We start from the raw sequence: 16,342 nt of genomic DNA on the forward strand, positions 1-16,342 counted from the left end.
CCCGAGTCACCGGGGACACGTCGGCGACGGCAAGTGCGGTGGCGGCAGCTGGTGCAACGGCGGCCGTCGGCACTGTCGCCGACGGTGCCTCCTCCAAGGTGGAAGCAGGCGGCGACTCGGCCTTCGCAGGTGCCGCGCGCACCGAATCGGCTTCGGGCACGGGTGATTCGACCACGGCCCCCGGTCCGTACGGAGTCGCCGTGCCGCCGACTTTCACGGCGGAGCCGGGTACCGGAGGAGCAGCGGCTGCCGGCGGTGAGTTCGCTGCTGGCGGTGCGACTGAGGTCGGCGGGGTCGCTGCTGGCGGTACGACAGAGGTCGGCGAGTTCGGATCTTCCAGCGCGACACCAGCAGCCGGCGACGGCGCAGGTTCCGGGGCGACCCCGGTGGCGGGTTCGGTGGCTGGGGTGGATGTTTCGCACTCCACCGCGGCGGTGGACGCGGCGGAATCTGTGGCGGCTGAGCTGGGCTCGGCGGCTGCGGGTGTGGCTGCGAACCTTTCGAAGGGGCCCGCGGTGCGGGTGCGGTTCGGGCCGGTGGAGGGGCCCGATGCGGTGGTGCGCCAGGGGGCGGAGGAGCGGCAGGGGCAGTTGACCAAGCCGGCGGGGGCGTTGGGAAGGTTGGAGGCGCTGGGGAATTGGGTGGCGGCGTGTCAGGGGGTGGTACCGCCCAAGCAGTTCGAGCGGGCTCGGGTCGTGGTGTTCGCGGGGGATCACGGTGTTGCGAAGCATGGGGTGTCGGCGTATCCGAGTGAGGTGACCGGGCAGATGGTCGCCAATTTCCGGAATGGCGGCGCGGCGGTGAATGTGCTGGCGCGGCTGGCTGATGCCACGGTGCGGGTGGAAGACATTGCGGTCGAAGGGGATACGGCCGCCGAGATTTCACGGTTCAAGGTGCGGCGGTCGAGTGGGTCGATCGATCGCGAGGATGCGCTGAGCGAGGCCGAGGTGCAGGCGGCGCTCGCCGCGGGCGCGGCCATCGCGGATGAGGAGATCGATTCCGGGGCGGATCTGCTCATCGCGGGTGAGATGGGAATCGGGAATACGACCCCGGCGACGGTGCTGATCGCCACCCTCACCGATACCGAACCGGTGGTCGCCGTCGGCCGCGGCACCGGCGTCGACGATGCCGGCTGGATCCGCAAGACCGCCGCCATCCGCGACGCCATGTGGCGTGCCCGCCCGCACGTCAAGGATCCGGTCGCCTTGCTGCGCACCGCATCCGGCGCGGACCTCGCCGCCATGGCGGGCTTCCTCGCCCGCGCGGCCGCCCGCCGTACCCCGGTCATCCTCGACGGCGTCGTGGTCACCGCCGCCGCCCTGGTCGCCGACCTGCTCGCGCCCGGCGCCCGCGACTGGTGGATCGCCGGTCACCGCTCCAGCGAACCGGCCCACACCATCGCCCTCACCCGGTTGAACCAGGAACCGCTGCTGGACATGGAAATGCGCCTCGGCGAAGGCTCCGGCGCCCTCACCGCGCTCCCCATCCTCCGCGCCGCCGTCGCCACCCTCTCCGACATGGCGACCTTCGCCGAAGCGGGCGTCAGCACCGCCGACGCTGGTACGACAGCCGAGGAGGCCAGCACTGCCGACGTCGGTGCGTGAGGCAGTACCGATCCGCGCCGCCTCGACGACGAGAACGGCGCGGCCCGAGGCATATTCGCACCGTTCGGCGAGCCTGCGACCCCGGTCGGCAGGGCGGCAGCTCGCGAGCGGCCGGCGGGTGCAGTTGACAGATCTGCTGCCGCTCGACATGAGGCCGGCAGGCGCGTCGAACCTCGAGTTGGCGGGGGTGGTGGACTTCGAGTTGGCGGGGGTGGCCGGCTTCGAGTTGGTGGGAGTGGCGGGCTTCGAGTTGGCGGGGGCGGCGGGGATTCATGTTGTGGTGCGGTCCATGTGGTTGGTCGGTCGCGGTGTCGCGGCGGGCGGGGTTGCCCAGCGTCGGGGAGTAGCGGGATGCTCTGGCCGAGCACTTCCCGGGCGTTGTGGGGCTGCCGGCTATCGGGGTGGGGTTGCGCGTTCCGCTGGATCAGTTGGGGTGAGCTCGGTGTGCTTCGGTTCCGAGGGGGTGCGGCCATGAACGGTGTGCGGCTGGCTGTTTCGTGGTTGACCGTGTTGCCGGTGCGGGGGCCGGATGAGGTGGATCGGAAGGCGGCGGGGCGGGCTATCGGGTGGGCGCCTGTGGTTGGGGTGCTGCTGGGGTTGGGTACGGCCGGAGTGCTCTGGGCGATCGGTGCCGCCGGCGGTTCTTGGCTGCTGGGCGGGTTCGTGGCGGTGGCGGGGCTGGCGTTGATCACGCGCGGCATGCATATCGACGGCCTGGCCGACACGATGGACGGGCTGGGAAGCTACGGGCCGCCGGAACGGGCTCGGGAGATCATGAAAAGTGGTGGGGCGGGGCCGTTCGGGGTGGCTGCGCTGATTTTCGTGATCGGGATTCAAGCGGTGTCGTTCGCCGCGCTGGCGGAGGCCGGGCGGTGGGTTGCGGTGGTGCTGGCGGTGGTCGTCGGCCGGGTGGCTGTTGTGCTGGCTTGCCGGAGGGGGATTGCGGCGGCACCCGGGGCGGGGTTCGGGGCGCTGGTCGCGGGGACGCAATCGCTGGCCGTGGGGGTGCTTTGGACTGTGGCAGCGGTTGCCGCTGGTGTCTGGGCTACCGGTGACTGGCGCGGTCCGCTGGGTGTGGTTGCGGCTTTGGGAATTTCGGCGCTACTCGTGCGGCATTGTGTGCGCCGATTCGGTGGATTGAACGGCGACGTGCTGGGTGCGGCGCTGGAGGTCGCGGTCACGGTGTCGGTTGGGATTGCTTCGCTCGCGGTGTGAGCTGCGGGTGCGGTGGAGTTTTGCTCCACTTTTCGGGCTCCTGAATCCGTTTCCCGACAGATCGACGGGAAAAGTGGAGCAAAAGTCTCATGATCACTTTGGGACCAGTTGGCCGACCGCCGCGTGCACGAACTCGAGCAGGCGCTCGAGCGGGAAACGTTCCGGGTCGGTGAGCGCGGAGCGCAGCAGTTGCTCGCCGACCGCCAGCAGGGCGATGGCCAGGATTTCCGGGTCCAGGCCGCGAGGGCCGTCGGAGCGCTCATCGGCCCAGGCGATCAAGGCGCGCAGGTTCGACAGGGCGAATTCGCGGGCGCGGGCGGTGTATTCGCGGACTTCGGCGGGGGCGTCGTCAGCGGGAAGGATCAGCAAGCTCGCCGAATCGCGGTGATGGGTGGCGGCGCGGAGCATATTCGCGGCGGCGGTGGCCAGGGTGGTGGCGAAGTCGGTGCGATCCGCGTGGGCGGGCATAGCGGTGTCGAGTTGGGAGAGGACTCGGCGTTGCTCGCGTTCCAGCAGGGCCAGCAGGAGCGGGCCGCGACCCGGGTATGCCGCGTAGACACGTGGTTTCGCGAGCTGAACTTCCCGGGCGATGGCCTCCATGGTGGTGGCCGCGTAGCCGTCGCGGGTGACCAGGCGCAAGGTGGCGTCGAGGATCTGTTCGCGGCGGACCTCGAGATCCATGCGGGGCTGGCGGGGGCGGCGTTCGGCGGGCACGGGTTTCACGCTAGGGGACCGGCGTTGCGCCCTGCCGAGCGGATGGGGCCGAAATTCGATTGCTGGACGGGTCAGCGGTTTCTAGGGTGGGCGGCATGTCATGTAGCTGTTTCATGCGTTTGCGGCTGTGCCGGGCTCTGGCCCGCTAGCGGACGCAGGCGTCTGAATACGCGCGTCCGCAGGCGCGCCCAGGGCCCTTCGAGTGTTCCATTCCTCGAAGACCCGGAAGGGCAACCGCTGTGGCGCAGAACTTTTCATTTCAGGACAAGGCCGGGGTCGGTGGGCGGAGCCCACGGGATCGGGCCAGGCGGGAGTTGTCGCAGAATTTCCTCGTCGATGGCGAGGCGGTGGAATCGCTGCTGGCGGTGGCGGATCCGGGCGGGCGGGTGCTCGAGCCGGGCGCGGGGGACGGGGTGCTGACCCGGGCGCTCGCGGCGCGTGGGGCGGCGGTGACCGCGTACGAGATCGATCCGGTGATGGCCGGGAAGCTGGTGGCGCGTACCCGCGCGGAGGCCGGAATCACGGTCGTGCGGGGCGATTTCACCAAGGCGCGGCCGCCGGGCGAACCGTTCGCCGTGGTGGGGAACATTCCGTTCTCGGCGACGGCGGCGATCGTGGACTGGTGTGTGCGGGCGCCCGCGCTCACCTCGGCGACTTTGCTCACGCAGCTGGAGTACGCCCGCAAACGCACCGGTGATTACGGGCGGTGGAGTCTGGTCACCGCGCGCAGCTGGCCGTGGTTCACCTGGGAACTGGCCGGTCGGGTGGATCGGAGCAGCTTCCGGCCGATTCCGTCGGTCGATGCCGGCATCCTGCGGATCGACCGGCGCGCGAAACCGCTGGTGCGAGAGCGGCGTAGCTATGCCGAGTTGCTGGAGCTCGGGTTCTCCGGTGTCGGTGGTTCGGTGCGGGCGTCGCTGCGGACCCGGTACCGGGCCGTGGACGACGCGTTGGCGGCGGCCGGGATCGCACCTGACAGTCTGGTCGGATACGTGCATCCGGACCAGTGGGTCAGATTGCATCACGAGCTCGCATACCTGTCGTAATCAGCTGTGACAGTCCGTATCCGCGATCGGCGTACCTGTCGTAATCAGCTGCGACAGTCCGTATCCGCGATCGGCGTACCTGTCGTAATCAGCTGCGACAGTGCGCATCCGCGGTCGGCCTAGCTGGCAGCGCGGCGGCTGATCAATACAGATCCGTGCTGCCCAGCCGGGGCGGAGTGAGCTGGATCGGTCCATTGGCGAGCCAGGCCCCGGCGGGCGGGCAGACGGGCGCGAGTCGCGCGGCCAGGGTGCGGCGGCGGCGCACGGCGGGATCGGTGGCGCGCATGATGCGGAGCGCCCGGGACGACACATCGCGATTGTGCAGACCCCAGGCGCGCCGGTCGGCGGCGCAGCGGGTGATGACCCGGTGCGCCTCCGCACGATCGGCTGAATGCACCGCGGCGGCAATGGCTTTCGCCGCATCGGTGGCATCCAGCACCCCGGAGTTGAGCCCCCGCCCACCCCATGGCGCGAAGAGGTGCGCGGCCTCGCCGGCGAGCAGGACGCGCCGGTGCGGATCGGTGTAGGTGTCCGCGACGACCTGATGGAAGCGGTAGGTGGACACCCAGGTGATGTGGTCGGCGTACCAGGGCGAAACGATCGGCGCGGTCCATTCCCGGATGCCGTCCCGGGTGGCGAGCTGTTCGGCATCGTCGCCGGGCAGGCATTGCAGGTCGATGCGCATGCCGCCGCGGAACGGCATGTGCATGACATTGCGGCCGTTCAGCGCGGGATGCCGATAGTGGAAGTGGCCGGGCGTGTTCGGTGTCGAACCGTCGGGCAGTTCCTCGACATCGACGATGATGAAGGGGGTGTCATCGGTATGTCCGATCATGGTCGCGCCGATGGCCTTGCGCACTACGGACCGGGCGCCGTCCGCGCCGATCACATAGTCCGCGTCGAGAACACCCCCGGACCGCAAGGCGATACGCACCCCACCGGGATGGGATTCCAGGTCGGAAACGCTGCTCTCCCAGCGGAATTCCACCCCGGCTCGAACGCAGGCCTCGTACAGATGCCGCTCGGTGGCGCGCTGCGGCAAGCTGGTGACCAGCCGGTCGGCGCGTGCCACGCGGCCCAGCACTCCACTCCCGCTGCGGTAGTGGAAGATTCGCCGCCCTTCGTAATACGCGTCGTACCCGGTCACCCCGATGCCGTCCGCCGCGATGGCGCGCCCCAATCCGGGCAGCACCGATTCGAACCGCCGCAATGTTGGCCGAGCCAGCGCGATCGCCCGGCTTCCAGGCCGAATCCGTTGCAGCGGTTCCGATTCCAGCACCAGCGTGGGCAGGCCGTGCCGGGCCAGCGTGAGGGCGGCGATGAGCCCGACCGGCCCCGCGCCCACGACTACACAGGGGTCTCCGATGGATCGACGAATGTGCGGATTCATGACGTCCTCTCGTGCGGGCGCCGCGGGACGGGCTCGATCAGGAGCGGACCGCGGCGGCAATATCCGTACGGTAGCGTAACTACGACACCGTAACTAGCGTTCGGCCGAATCTCGCCGCACCCCAACACGCCTGCGACGCGCCGCACGGAAACCTCCCGCGTAACAGATTGTTTGCGCTTCGCAATCCGACCGCCCCGTGGCAGCGAATACCTTCCGATCGAATCTGCCCGGGTCTGGAGATGGGGTCGCGCTATGGCTTTGCGTATGGGCGTGCTCGTGTTGTTCGCGGTCGTCGCGGTGGTGGTGTTCCTCGTCGGCGACAAGCTGCGGCCCAAGTCGTGGCGGCATTCCGATGACGAGGCGTCCAGCACGATGGTGCTGGATCTGGTCAATATGTTCTTCGCGGCCATCGTCGCGTTCGTGGTGGTCATTCTGTGGCAGCAGTACGACACCGCGCACGCGCACACCGTGTCCGAGGCCAAAGGGCTGGTGACGGTGTACGAAGCGGCCAACGATCTGCCCGACGACTACCGCATCCAGATCCAGGGATTGACGCGGGAGTACACCAAGCAGGTGGTCGGAGACGAGTGGGACGTGATGGATTCCGAGCGGCGGCTGAGCCCGGACGCACAGGACACCTTCGACGATCTGCGGTCCACCGTGTCGGCGATTCCCGGCACCGATCCGGATGTGAAAGCGTTGCAGGACAAGGCGGATACGGCGTTGGACGCCGTCGCGGAGGCGCGCTACGACCGAGCGCTCGATGCCGAGTACAAGCTGCCGGGGTTCCTGTACATCGCGCTCTGGTTCGGGACCGGCATGCTGCTGCTGGGCACCGTGCTGTCCGGGGTGATGGTGACCAAGCGCAGCGTGCTCATGACCGCGCTGTTCGGGTTGGTGATCGGCGGTGTGATCGTGGCGATCTACCAGCTCGACCAGCCGTTCGCGGGCGGCAACACCGTGTCCAAAGAGGCCTACGAGCTGGCGATGTCGCGCTTCCAGCAGATCACGTCCTCCAGTACCGTCGGCGCGCTGCTGCCGCGCTGAGAATCGCACGCACGGAGGGATCCGCCCATGGCGCCCGCAACCAGGGATGGCCGAAACCGCAAGGCCGCGAAGGGAATCGCGATGGCGACGGCGGTGCCGATCGCCGCAGCCCTCATCGCCACCGGGCCCGCCACCGCCGACCCGGACCTGCCGGACCTACCTTTCCTCGGTGAAGTCGTCACCGGCAGCGGCGGTTCGGACGGGCCCGGAGCAGTGGCCGCACCGTCCGGCAGCGGGCTCGGAATGGGAACCGGCAGTTCCTACTCCGGCAGCGGAGACGGCGGAGCCAACAGTGGAAGCTCGCTGGGCCTCGGTCCCAGCGGTGCGGCGGCCGGCACCGGCAGCGCGATGGGCAACCCCGGGCAGGTCGCCGGAAGCGGCAGCGCCGTGGGGACTCTCGGAGATGCCGCCGGGACCGGCAGCGCCGTGGGGACTCTCGGAGATGCCGCCGGGACCGGCAGCGCCTTGGGGATTCCCGGCGATGCCGCCGGAACCGGTAGTGCGCTCGGCGGACTCGGGCAAACGGGCGGCAGTGGCAGTGCCGGGAATCCGGCGGCGGGACCTGCGACCGGCAGCGCCCTCGGCCTCGGACCGGGTGCGGCGGATATCGACGGCGGGGCGTACATCAAGACCGGCAGCAGCCTGACCGGCAGCTCCGGCACCGAGGCGGGCGGCAAGCTCGGCCGCGACTTCGGTGGCACCCCCGTGGCCGGTCCGAGCACGCTCGGCGAAATGCTGGGTCTCGAATCCGGCAGCGTGCTCACCGCCTGCGCGGGCAGCGCGGTGGTCGGCGTCGGCGCGATCCTGCTCGGCCTCGCCACCGGCAGCGGCTTCGGATCCGGTCTGCTCGGACCGGGATTCGTTCCCGGCTCCAGCGGCCTGGTCGGTCCCGGCTCCGCCGGCGCGGGCAGCGTGGTGGTCGGCAGCGCCGTCACCGGCAGCGCCCTGATTACCTGCCTCCTGCTCATCCCCGTCCCACCTACCCCCGAACCCGGCATCCCCCTGGAGATTCCGACCCCCGTCGCCCCGGTCGCCGCACCCATAGCCCCGGTGCCCGCTCCGGAAGTGGCGCCCCCAGCGCCCGTCGTCGTCCCGCCGCCCCGGCCCCCACACGTGTATCCCATTGCCGCCGCGCCGGTTCCGGAAGAACCCACCAACTGGACCGCGCTCCAGATGATGACCGTCATCGTCATCACCATCATCGCCGCCGCCCGCGTCAAGACCAGCCGCGGTCGCGACTGAACGATGCCGCCGGCGATGTATCGCGTAGCGCAGTGTCCACCGACGTCGGCCGGGCGGGCACCCGCCATTTCCGCATGCTTTTGGCGGGAATCCACCAAACGTCGTGTGGATCCCGGCTGAAAGCATGCCGGGATGACGGGGCGCTACCCTCGCGAAGTTTGGTGGATCCCGCACTAGCGGATAGATAACGCAGCGCGGCGAACCGCGATCCGGTGACGGTGCTGCCGCAGCGGCTGTTCTCAGTGCTCGCAGGGACCGAGTGGGCGCGGCGTACCGTCAGCGTTTCGCTTCGCCACCGCGGCTGAGGAAGGCCGATCGCTCCGATATGAACCTATTGGCGGCCAGCCGGGATCGGCATGTTCGTGCACGTCGGCCACGACCGGGGATCGTCTGAACGTAGGATGGCGGCGACGCAGATGACCGCTGGGCGAGGGTGTGAGGTGGATGGTGGGCGACCGGGAGGACGGGACGGAGGTTCCGACGCGGACGCTGGTCGAGAGCATGATTCGCGAGGATTCCACCATCGACGCGGGGGAGTTGTATGCCGTGGGCAATGCCCTCGGGATGAGTGATCAGCAGGTGCGGTTGTGTGTGCGTCGACTGGTCGCGGATGGGCAGTTCACGCAGGAGGGGCGCGGGCGGAAGGCCTTGCTGCGGGCCGGTGACAAGATGCGGCGGTCGATCGAGCCGGAGCTGGAATACCTGCGGTACATGTATGCGCAGGATCGGGGGGATGCGCCTTGGGACGGCGTGTGGCATGTGGTGGCGTTCGCGGTGCCGGAGACCGAGCGGCAGGGGCGCGATGCCATGCGGGATGCGATCGGGTACTTGGGCGGGGCCGCGATTCAGGGTGGGCTGTATGTGTCGCCGAATGCGTGGGAAGACCGGATCGCCGATGCCGCAGGGGAATTCGGGGTCGGGGAGTACATCAGCACCATGACGACCACGGATCTGCGGATCGGCCGCACGGACGGGGCGCGGGAGCTGGCCGCGCGGCTGTGGCCGCTGGATCGGCTGGCGGCCGAGCATGATCGATTGCTGCGGTTCGCGCGGCGGCAACTGGATCGGCTCCACGATGTGCAGGCGCTGACCGACACCGAGCGCACCACCATCGCGGTCGAGCTGGCCGCTGAATTCAGCCGGGTCATGGATCCCGACCCCCTGCTCCCGCCCGAACTGCTGCCTGCCCCGTGGATCGGCGCCGAAGCGAGAGCCGTTGTGGCGCAATGCTGGTCGGAACTGCTGCGCGCCGAACAGCCCGACGCGATCCGCTTGTTCCGCGTGTACTCCGACGTGCTGCGCGAAGCCGCCGCGCGCTGACCCGTCCTGCGCGCGGTGCCGGCGTGCCGTATACCTGGCCCCGGCTCAACCAATCCCGCACCGGGTTTCGTAGCTCCGCTCCCGCTCGTAGCTCTGGCCTGCTCCCGCTCGTAGCTCTGGCCTGCTCCCGCTCGTAGCTCCGGCTGCCTGCCGCCCGTAGCTCCGACCTGATCCCGCTTGTAGCGCGGGGCCCGCCGCCACCTACCGCCTGCCGCCACTGGCTCGGCCCGCTCGCTGCTGACAGCTGTCCTCTGCGGGGTATGCCCACCGCGAAATCTCTCAGCACGATTTCAGAATCGTTCAACTACAATGCGGTCGTAGAAGAAATGAACGATTAGTTCGATCGGAGGCTGTGATGAGGGTGCTGGCGCTCGGTGGAGCAGGGGCGATGGGAGCGGCGGCGGTGCGGGTCGCGGCGGACTTTCCGGATGTGGACGAGATCGTCATCGCGGATCGGGATATCGGGGCGGCGCGGGCGTTGGCGGCGGACTTGTCCGATGCCACGGTGCGGCTGCGAGTGGCGCAGGTCGATGTCACCGATTCGGATGGGCTGCGTGCGGCGCTGGAAGAGGCCGATGTGGTGCTCAATACCGTTGGGCCGTACTACGAATTCGGGATCACCGTGCTGCGCGCCGCCATCGCGACGGGAACCGACTACCTCGATATCTGCGATGACTGGGAGCCGACCCTGGACATGCTGGCCCTGGACGCGGAGGCGCGGGCGGCCGGGGTATGCGCGATCGTCGGGATGGGGGCGAGCCCCGGGGTGAGCAATCTGCTCGCCTGGTCAGCGGCCCGCGATCTGGATTCGGTGCGGGACGTCTACACCGCGTGGCCGGTGGATGCGGCTGGGGCGGACGATGATCGCGCCCAGTTGATCGGCCCGGACGGCCGTCCCTCCGCGGCGGCCGTGCACTGGATGCAGCAGATCAGCGGCACCATCGCCACGGTCGGAGACGGCCGGCTGGTACGGCAGCGCCCGCTGCGGCCGGTGCGGATGCTGCTGCCCGGAGACCGGCGCGGCACCGCCTACACCGTCGGCCACCCCGAGCCGGTGACCTTGCATCGCAGCCTCGAAATCACCGGCGACGCGGTCAATCTCATGGTGATCAAGTCCGCCACCGTCGCCTATCTGGACGACCTGCGGCGCGATATCGACGCCGGTGCGTTGAGCAACCAGCGGGCCGCCGCCCTGCTCGCCGAACCCGGTGCGTGGCGCGGCATCCGCTCACTCCTCGCGGCACCCCTTTTCCGATCGCCGGGCACGCTGCCGCCGTTCTTCGCCGTCGCGACCGGAACGCGCGCCGGACGCCCCGAGACCGTACTGGCGCGCCTGTCCGGCGGCCTGGAGAGTTTCGCGATCTCCACCGATATGGCCACCGCCACCGGAATTCCCTTGGCACTGGGCTTATCCCAGCTCGTCGCCGGCCGGGTCCGGCGACCGGGCGTACATCCACCCGAAACGATCATCGACCCCGATCGCTTCTTCGCCGGCCTGCTCGCCCACCTCGGCGCCGCCGACGCCGAATCCGGCATCGTCCTCGAACGATCCCCCCTCGCCCCGGTCACCGACCGCTGACCCGGCGACGGCTGACGGTATGCCGGGCCAACCGATGCCGCTACTTGCGGAACTTCGCTTCCAGCTCGGTCGCGGTCGCCTGGAGGTCGGCAGGGGTGTTGGTCTTGAAGATGCCGTCGTAGCCTGCTTCGGCTCGGATTGCCGCCTCGACTTCCGGATCGTGGTAGAGCTGAGCCAGTTTCAGGTAGGTGGGGTTGTCCTTGTCGGCGGCTCGGGCGGCGAAGATGTTGATGTATTGCTTGAGGTCGGCGCGGTTGGGGTCGTCGGTGTAGATGGTTTCCTTCTTGGTCAGGCCGGCGGGGATGGCGAAGGTGTCATCGACGAATGCGGCGTCCACGCTTTCCAATGATTGGGCGGTGAGCGTCGGATCGATCGGGGTCAGGCGGACCTTGGAGGCCGACTTGTCGACGTCCTCGAGTTTGGAATCCCATGTCGCGCCGCCCTTGAGCGTGATCAGGCCGGCCGCGGCGAGGCTGAGCAGTGGGCGGACTTGGTTCGCCGGATTGTTGCTCAGGGTGATTTCGCCGCCCTGCGGGATGTCGGCGACGGTCTTGTGCTTCTTGGAGTACAGGGTCAAGGCGAAGATCTCGGTCGCGCCGAGGGGCACCAGCGTGTCGTTGTTGCGGGCGTTGTAGTTGGCCAGGTAGCGCACGTGCTGGAACTTGTTGAGGTCCACGCGGCCCTGCGACAACGCCGGATTGGGCTGGTTGTAATCGGTGAAGTTGGTGAATTCGACCGTGATGCCCGCTTCGGCGGCCTTGCGCTTGTACACGTCCCAGTGCGGGAGAGCGAGATCGTTCACACCGATGCGCACCACATCGGCGGGGTGGTCCTTGCCACAGGCGGCGGCGGTGAACAGCGCTAAGAGGAGAGGAATCACCAGCAGACGGCGCATTTTTCGCATTTCACGCAAGATAGGCGGCCGACCGGTCGCCGGGCGAGCCTTTCACTCCGCCGGATCGCAACCATTGCCGGTGGATTGCCGCAACGGTTCCATTGCCGGGTTCTGTTTCGACGAATCATGCGGGAGCACGAGTGAAATTCCATCGGGTACTGGCGATCCCGGTCCTGGTAGCGGCAGTCGCGGGCCTCACCCTCACGGCCACGGCGTGCGGCAAGAACGAGAGTACCGACGCGAACACGGTGCGCATCGGCACCACCGAGAGCGACCCGCAGTGGGACGTCTTCGCGGAGAAGGCCAAGGAGCAGGGGATCACGCTGAAGATCACCCACTACTCGGACTACTCGCAGCCGAACACGGCGCTGGCGCAGCAGCAGATCGATGTGAATCTGTTCCAGCACCTGCAGTTCCTGGGCCAGTACAACGTGGCCAACAATCAGGACCTGACGCCGATCGGGGCGACGCAGGTGGTGCCGCTGGGGCTGTACTCCAAGAAGCACAAGTCGGTGGCCGAGATCCCGCAGGGCGGTGAGATCGCCATTCCGAACGATCCGACCAATCAGGCGCGGGCACTGTTCGTGCTGCAGGCCGCCGGACTGCTGAAGCTGTCCTCCGCCGATGTCCGCCAGCCCACCGCGGCCGATATCGACAAGGCCGCGTCCAAGGTCAAGGTCACCACGGTGGACGCCGCGCAGACCGCGCTGTCGCTGGAGTCGGTGGACGGATCCGTCGTCAACAACACCTTCCTGCAGAAGTCCGGCATCGACCCGAAATCCGCGCTGTTCAAGGATGATCCGAAGAGCCCGGGCGCGGAACCGTACATCAACGCGTTCGTCACCCGCGCGGCCGACAAGACCAATCCGACCTATCTGAAGCTGGTCGAGATCTGGCACGGCGCCGAGGTGCAGAAGGCGGTCCAGGAGAACACCAAGGGCACCGCCGTCGAGGTGCAGCGCGCCGGGCCGGAACTGGAGACCATTCTGGCCAAGGTGCAGCAGACCCTGCGCGAGAAGAAGTGAGCGACGAAAGCGCGGCGGTCGAATTCCGTTCGGTCACCAAGGTTTTCGAAGCCGGTAAGCAACGACACACCGCACTGTCGGAGATCGATCTGCGCATCGAGCGCGGGGAGATCTTCGGCGTGATCGGCTATTCCGGGGCGGGCAAGAGCACGCTCGTGCGGCTCATCAACGCCCTGGAGAAGCCGTCGTCGGGCACGGTGCTCATCGGCGGCGAGCCCATCACCGGGGTGCCGGAGTCGCGGGTGCGGCAGCTGCGCCGCGATATCGGGATGGTGTTCCAGCAGTTCAACCTGTTCCGATCCCGTACCGCGGCGGGCAATATCGAGTATCCGCTCAAGGTGGCGGGCTGGCCGCGCGCTCGGCGCAAGGAGCGCGTGGCCGAACTGCTGGAGTTCGTGGGCCTGACCGACAAGGCGCGCAGCTATCCGGATCAGCTGTCCGGCGGGCAGAAACAGCGGGTGGGCATCGCGCGAGCGCTGGCCACCTCACCGTCGCTGCTGCTGGCCGACGAGGCGACCTCGGCGCTGGACCCGGAGACCACCGGGGAGGTGCTGCGGCTGCTGAAGAAGGTGAACCGGGAACTCGGGGTCACCATCGTGGTGATCACGCACGAGATGGATGTGATCCGGTCGGTGGCCGATCGGGTCGCGGTGCTGGCCGAGGGCCGGATCGTGGAATTGGCGCAGACTTTCGATGTCTTCGCCGCACCGCAGGCCGCGCCGACGCGCTCGTTCGTGGAGACGGTGCTGCACAATCGCCCGACCGCCGAGGAACTGCGCAAGCTGGGAGAGCGGCATGCCGGGCGATTGGTGACGGTGGATGTCGGCGACGAACGAGGTGTGGGTGCGGTGCTGGCCACCGCCGCTCGCGCCGGGGTCGGCTTCGAGATCGTGTTCGGCGGCGTGAGTTCGTTGCAGGACAAGACCTTCGGGAGTTTCACGGTGGCGCTGGACGGGCCGGAGGAGGCCGTGGAGCAGGTCGCGGCCGAACTGGCGGCCTACGGTGGCGGGCGGGCGGACTCCGCCCCGGATGCCGTTGCCGACGACGCGGTGCGAAGCGACGCGGTCGAGACCGAGCGGAGGTCCGCGTGAATATCGCAGCCGTGCAAACGGATTGGGACAAGCTCCGGCCGGTCTTGAGCGAGGCCGTCGGCACCACCGTCTACCTGGTGCTGCTCACCTTCGTGGTGGGCGGGGTCATCGGCCTGGGCCTGGGCACCCTGCTCTACACCACTCGCAAGGGCGGCCTGCTCGCCAACGCACCCATCAACCTGGTGCTGAACTTCCTGGTGAACGTGGTGCGCCCGATCCCGTTCATCATCCTGCTGGCCGCGCTCGGCCCGATCACGCTGGAGATCGTCGGCACCACCATCGGCACCGACGCGGCGGCCTTCGTGATGATCGTGGCGGCTTCGTTCGGCATCGCGCGCATCGTGGAACAGAACCTGGTCACCGTCGATCCGGGCGTGATCGAGGCGGCGCGTTCCATGGGCGCGGGCCCGCTGCGCATCATTCTGACCCTGCTCATCCCGGAAGCCCTGGGCCCCTTGGTGCTCGGCTACACCTTCGTGGTGATCGCCATCGTCGACATGTCGGCCATGGCGGGCACGGTCGGCGGCGGCGGGCTGGGCGATTTCGCGCTGGTGTACGGCTATCAGCGCTTCGACTGGCAGGTCACGCTGGTGGCGACGCTGATCATCATCGCCGGGGTGCAGGTGATCCAGTTCGTCGGCAACTATCTGGCCCGGAAGGTGTTGCGGCGCTGATGGTTCAGTCGGTGTGGTCGGCGGATGCGGTGGCGGGGGCCCGCATCAGCACGGCCACGCCGGCTGCCGCGAGCAGCATGAGCACGGTGGTGACGGCCATGGCGACGGTGAAGCCGTGGAAGTAGGCGGTGGAGGTGCCGCGCGGGGCGCTGCCCGGGAACGCGCCGATGATCGGTGTCATCGCACCCAGCCCCAGGCCGAAACCCAGTTGTCCCACCACGGTTTTCACCGCGCCGACCGAACCCACCATGCCGGGCGGGGCGGCGGACATGATCACCGCGGACTGCGGATTCTGCGCGCACATGACGCCGAACCCGATGAAACCGCCCGCGAGCGCGTAGTAGTCCAGGCCGGTGTGCGGAGTGACCAGGCACAGCAGGAGGGTGCCGAGGCCGCAGCAGAGCAGACCGGCGACGAACAGCGTGCGCGGGGCGGTGCCCTGCTGTTGAGCGCGGCCGGCCAGCACCGCGCCGGCGATCATGCCGAAACACGCTGGGATGGTGACGAGTACGACCGTGAACGCGGATTTGCCGAGGTAGTTCTCCAACAGGGCCGCGGTCTGCAGGATGACGGCGGCGTGGCCGAAATTGAACACCACGCCGGTGAGGCAGGCGGCGCTGAAGGCGGGGGAACGGAACAGCGCGACCGGGAAACCCGGCTCGGGCGTGTGCTGTTCCCACCAGTAGAAGCCGGCCAGCAACACCACGGCGACGATCACCCCGCCGAGCACCAGCGGACTGCCCCAGCCGCGGGTGGACGCCTGCCCGATGCCGCCGATCAGGGTCATCAGGGCGGCCGCCGCCAGCAGTACGCCGATCAGGTCGAAGCGGCGGGCCCGCGCGGCACGGGAATCCGGGATGACGAACCAGCCCGCCGCGGCCGGCGCCAGCGCCGCGGCCGCGGTCAGCAGATAGCCTGCGCGCCAGCCGAATTCGGTGATCAGCAGACCGCCGCCCAGATCCGCCGACAGCAGGATCACCGACTGCACCCCCAGCCACAATCCGAACGCCCTGGGCAGCTCGCGCGGGAAGAACAGGGTCGGCAGCAATGCCAGGCTCATGCCGAAGCCGGCCGCCGTGCCCGCCCCCGTCAGCGCCCGGCCGAGCAGGAAGAACGCGGTGTTCGGGGCGGCGGCGGTGAGCAGGCAGCCCAGCGCCGTGCCCAGGGTGCCGTAGAGCAGGACCCGGCGGCGGCCGGTGTGATCGCCGAGCATGCCCGCGCCGAGCATGCACGCCGCCATCAGCAGCGTGCCGACACTGGCCGCGAGCGCCAGCGCGCCATCGCTCATGCCCAGGTCGGCGCCCGCCAAAGGCATTGCCAGGGAATGGATCGCGAGGTCGATGCCCTGCGGGCACGACAGCAGGGCGGTGGCCCACAACGCCTGGCCGCGACGATCGGCCCGGCCTGCCACGGCCGCCGGCCACGCCTGCGTGATGGGAGTGTCGGGGGGAACGGACGTTTCGGTCATCGGTGGCCGAGCCCGGTGACGTTCGGGGTGGA

The 16,342-nt window shown here is 68.9% G+C and carries 14 protein-coding genes; 10 read left to right on the forward strand and 4 right to left on the reverse strand.

Features of this window, described 5'->3' with window-relative positions:
- Nucleotides 1-515: 515 nt before the first annotated feature.
- Both cobT and LTV02_RS33995 read left to right on the forward strand, forming a co-directional pair.
- Nucleotides 516-1,604 carry a nicotinate-nucleotide--dimethylbenzimidazole phosphoribosyltransferase gene (cobT, locus tag LTV02_RS33990; RefSeq protein ID WP_233041812.1) on the forward strand — a complete coding sequence of 363 codons (1,089 nt, stop codon included), beginning with the start codon at nucleotides 516-518 and terminating at the stop codon, nucleotides 1,602-1,604.
- 471 nt (nucleotides 1,605-2,075) lie between these two features.
- Entirely contained in the window at nucleotides 2,076-2,819 is a 744-nt protein-coding gene (locus LTV02_RS33995; protein ID WP_233035700.1) for an adenosylcobinamide-GDP ribazoletransferase, read from the forward strand.
- A gap of 93 nt (nucleotides 2,820-2,912) precedes the next feature.
- On the opposite strand, the gene LTV02_RS34000 is transcribed toward LTV02_RS33995, so the two are convergent.
- Nucleotides 2,913-3,533, reverse strand: coding sequence for a TetR/AcrR family transcriptional regulator (locus LTV02_RS34000; RefSeq protein ID WP_233035701.1), 621 nt, complete (start codon nucleotides 3,531-3,533; stop codon nucleotides 2,913-2,915).
- 239 nt (nucleotides 3,534-3,772) lie between these two features.
- Between LTV02_RS34000 and erm the strand changes: the two genes are divergently transcribed.
- Nucleotides 3,773-4,579: an ErmE/ErmH/ErmO/ErmR family 23S rRNA (adenine(2058)-N(6))-methyltransferase gene (gene erm / locus LTV02_RS34005; RefSeq protein WP_408639297.1), complete on the forward strand. Its 807-nt coding sequence runs from the start codon at nucleotides 3,773-3,775 to the stop codon at nucleotides 4,577-4,579.
- 142 nt (nucleotides 4,580-4,721) lie between these two features.
- Here the strand turns inward: erm and LTV02_RS34010 are convergent, their stop codons facing one another.
- Nucleotides 4,722-5,924, reverse strand: a complete 1,203-nt coding sequence (locus tag LTV02_RS34010) for an FAD-dependent oxidoreductase (RefSeq protein WP_233035703.1) — start codon at nucleotides 5,922-5,924, stop codon at nucleotides 4,722-4,724.
- Nucleotides 5,925-6,221: 297 nt separating this feature from the next.
- Here LTV02_RS34010 and LTV02_RS34015 point away from each other — a divergent pair, with 297 nt between their 5' ends.
- The 4 genes from LTV02_RS34015 (at nucleotide 6,222) to LTV02_RS34030 (ending at nucleotide 11,157) form a co-directional block, all read left to right on the forward strand.
- Nucleotides 6,222-7,016, forward strand: a complete 795-nt coding sequence (locus tag LTV02_RS34015; protein ID WP_233035704.1) for a bestrophin-like domain — start codon at nucleotides 6,222-6,224, stop codon at nucleotides 7,014-7,016.
- An 81-nt stretch (nucleotides 7,017-7,097) separates the two neighbouring features.
- Nucleotides 7,098-8,258 carry a hypothetical protein gene (locus LTV02_RS39395; RefSeq protein ID WP_269821581.1) on the forward strand — a complete coding sequence of 387 codons (1,161 nt, stop codon included), beginning with the start codon at nucleotides 7,098-7,100 and terminating at the stop codon, nucleotides 8,256-8,258.
- 444 nt (nucleotides 8,259-8,702) lie between these two features.
- Nucleotides 8,703-9,578 (forward strand): PaaX family transcriptional regulator C-terminal domain-containing protein, encoded by an 876-nt coding sequence (locus LTV02_RS34025; RefSeq protein WP_233035705.1) that lies wholly within the window; start codon nucleotides 8,703-8,705, stop codon nucleotides 9,576-9,578.
- A 355-nt stretch (nucleotides 9,579-9,933) separates the two neighbouring features.
- Nucleotides 9,934-11,157 (forward strand): saccharopine dehydrogenase family protein, encoded by a 1,224-nt coding sequence (locus LTV02_RS34030; RefSeq protein WP_233035706.1) that lies wholly within the window; start codon nucleotides 9,934-9,936, stop codon nucleotides 11,155-11,157.
- Nucleotides 11,158-11,197: 40 nt separating this feature from the next.
- On the opposite strand, the gene LTV02_RS34035 is transcribed toward LTV02_RS34030, so the two are convergent.
- Nucleotides 11,198-12,061 (reverse strand): MetQ/NlpA family ABC transporter substrate-binding protein, encoded by an 864-nt coding sequence (locus tag LTV02_RS34035; RefSeq protein WP_233035707.1) that lies wholly within the window; start codon nucleotides 12,059-12,061, stop codon nucleotides 11,198-11,200.
- Nucleotides 12,062-12,192: 131 nt separating this feature from the next.
- Between LTV02_RS34035 and LTV02_RS34040 the strand changes: the two genes are divergently transcribed.
- The 3 genes from LTV02_RS34040 to LTV02_RS34050 are packed head-to-tail and all read left to right on the forward strand — an operon-like array spanning nucleotide 12,193 to nucleotide 14,842.
- Nucleotides 12,193-13,077 carry a MetQ/NlpA family ABC transporter substrate-binding protein gene (locus LTV02_RS34040; RefSeq protein WP_233035708.1) on the forward strand — a complete coding sequence of 295 codons (885 nt, stop codon included), beginning with the start codon at nucleotides 12,193-12,195 and terminating at the stop codon, nucleotides 13,075-13,077.
- Nucleotides 13,074-14,168, forward strand: coding sequence for a methionine ABC transporter ATP-binding protein (locus tag LTV02_RS34045; RefSeq protein ID WP_233035709.1), 1,095 nt, complete (start codon nucleotides 13,074-13,076; stop codon nucleotides 14,166-14,168). The genes LTV02_RS34040 and LTV02_RS34045 overlap by 4 nt, the downstream gene beginning before the upstream one ends.
- Entirely contained in the window at nucleotides 14,165-14,842 is a 678-nt protein-coding gene (locus tag LTV02_RS34050; RefSeq protein WP_408639298.1) for a methionine ABC transporter permease, read from the forward strand. Before LTV02_RS34045 ends, LTV02_RS34050 begins: the two co-directional genes overlap by 4 nt.
- A 4-nt stretch (nucleotides 14,843-14,846) precedes the next feature.
- Here the strand turns inward: LTV02_RS34050 and LTV02_RS34055 are convergent, their stop codons facing one another.
- Nucleotides 14,847-16,310, reverse strand: coding sequence for an MFS transporter (locus LTV02_RS34055; RefSeq protein ID WP_233035710.1), 1,464 nt, complete (start codon nucleotides 16,308-16,310; stop codon nucleotides 14,847-14,849).
- Nucleotides 16,311-16,342: the final 32 nt, after the last annotated feature.

Origin of the sequence: Nocardia yamanashiensis (assembly GCF_021183565.1) — a bacterium.
GTDB lineage: Bacteria > Actinomycetota > Actinomycetes > Mycobacteriales > Mycobacteriaceae > Nocardia > Nocardia yamanashiensis.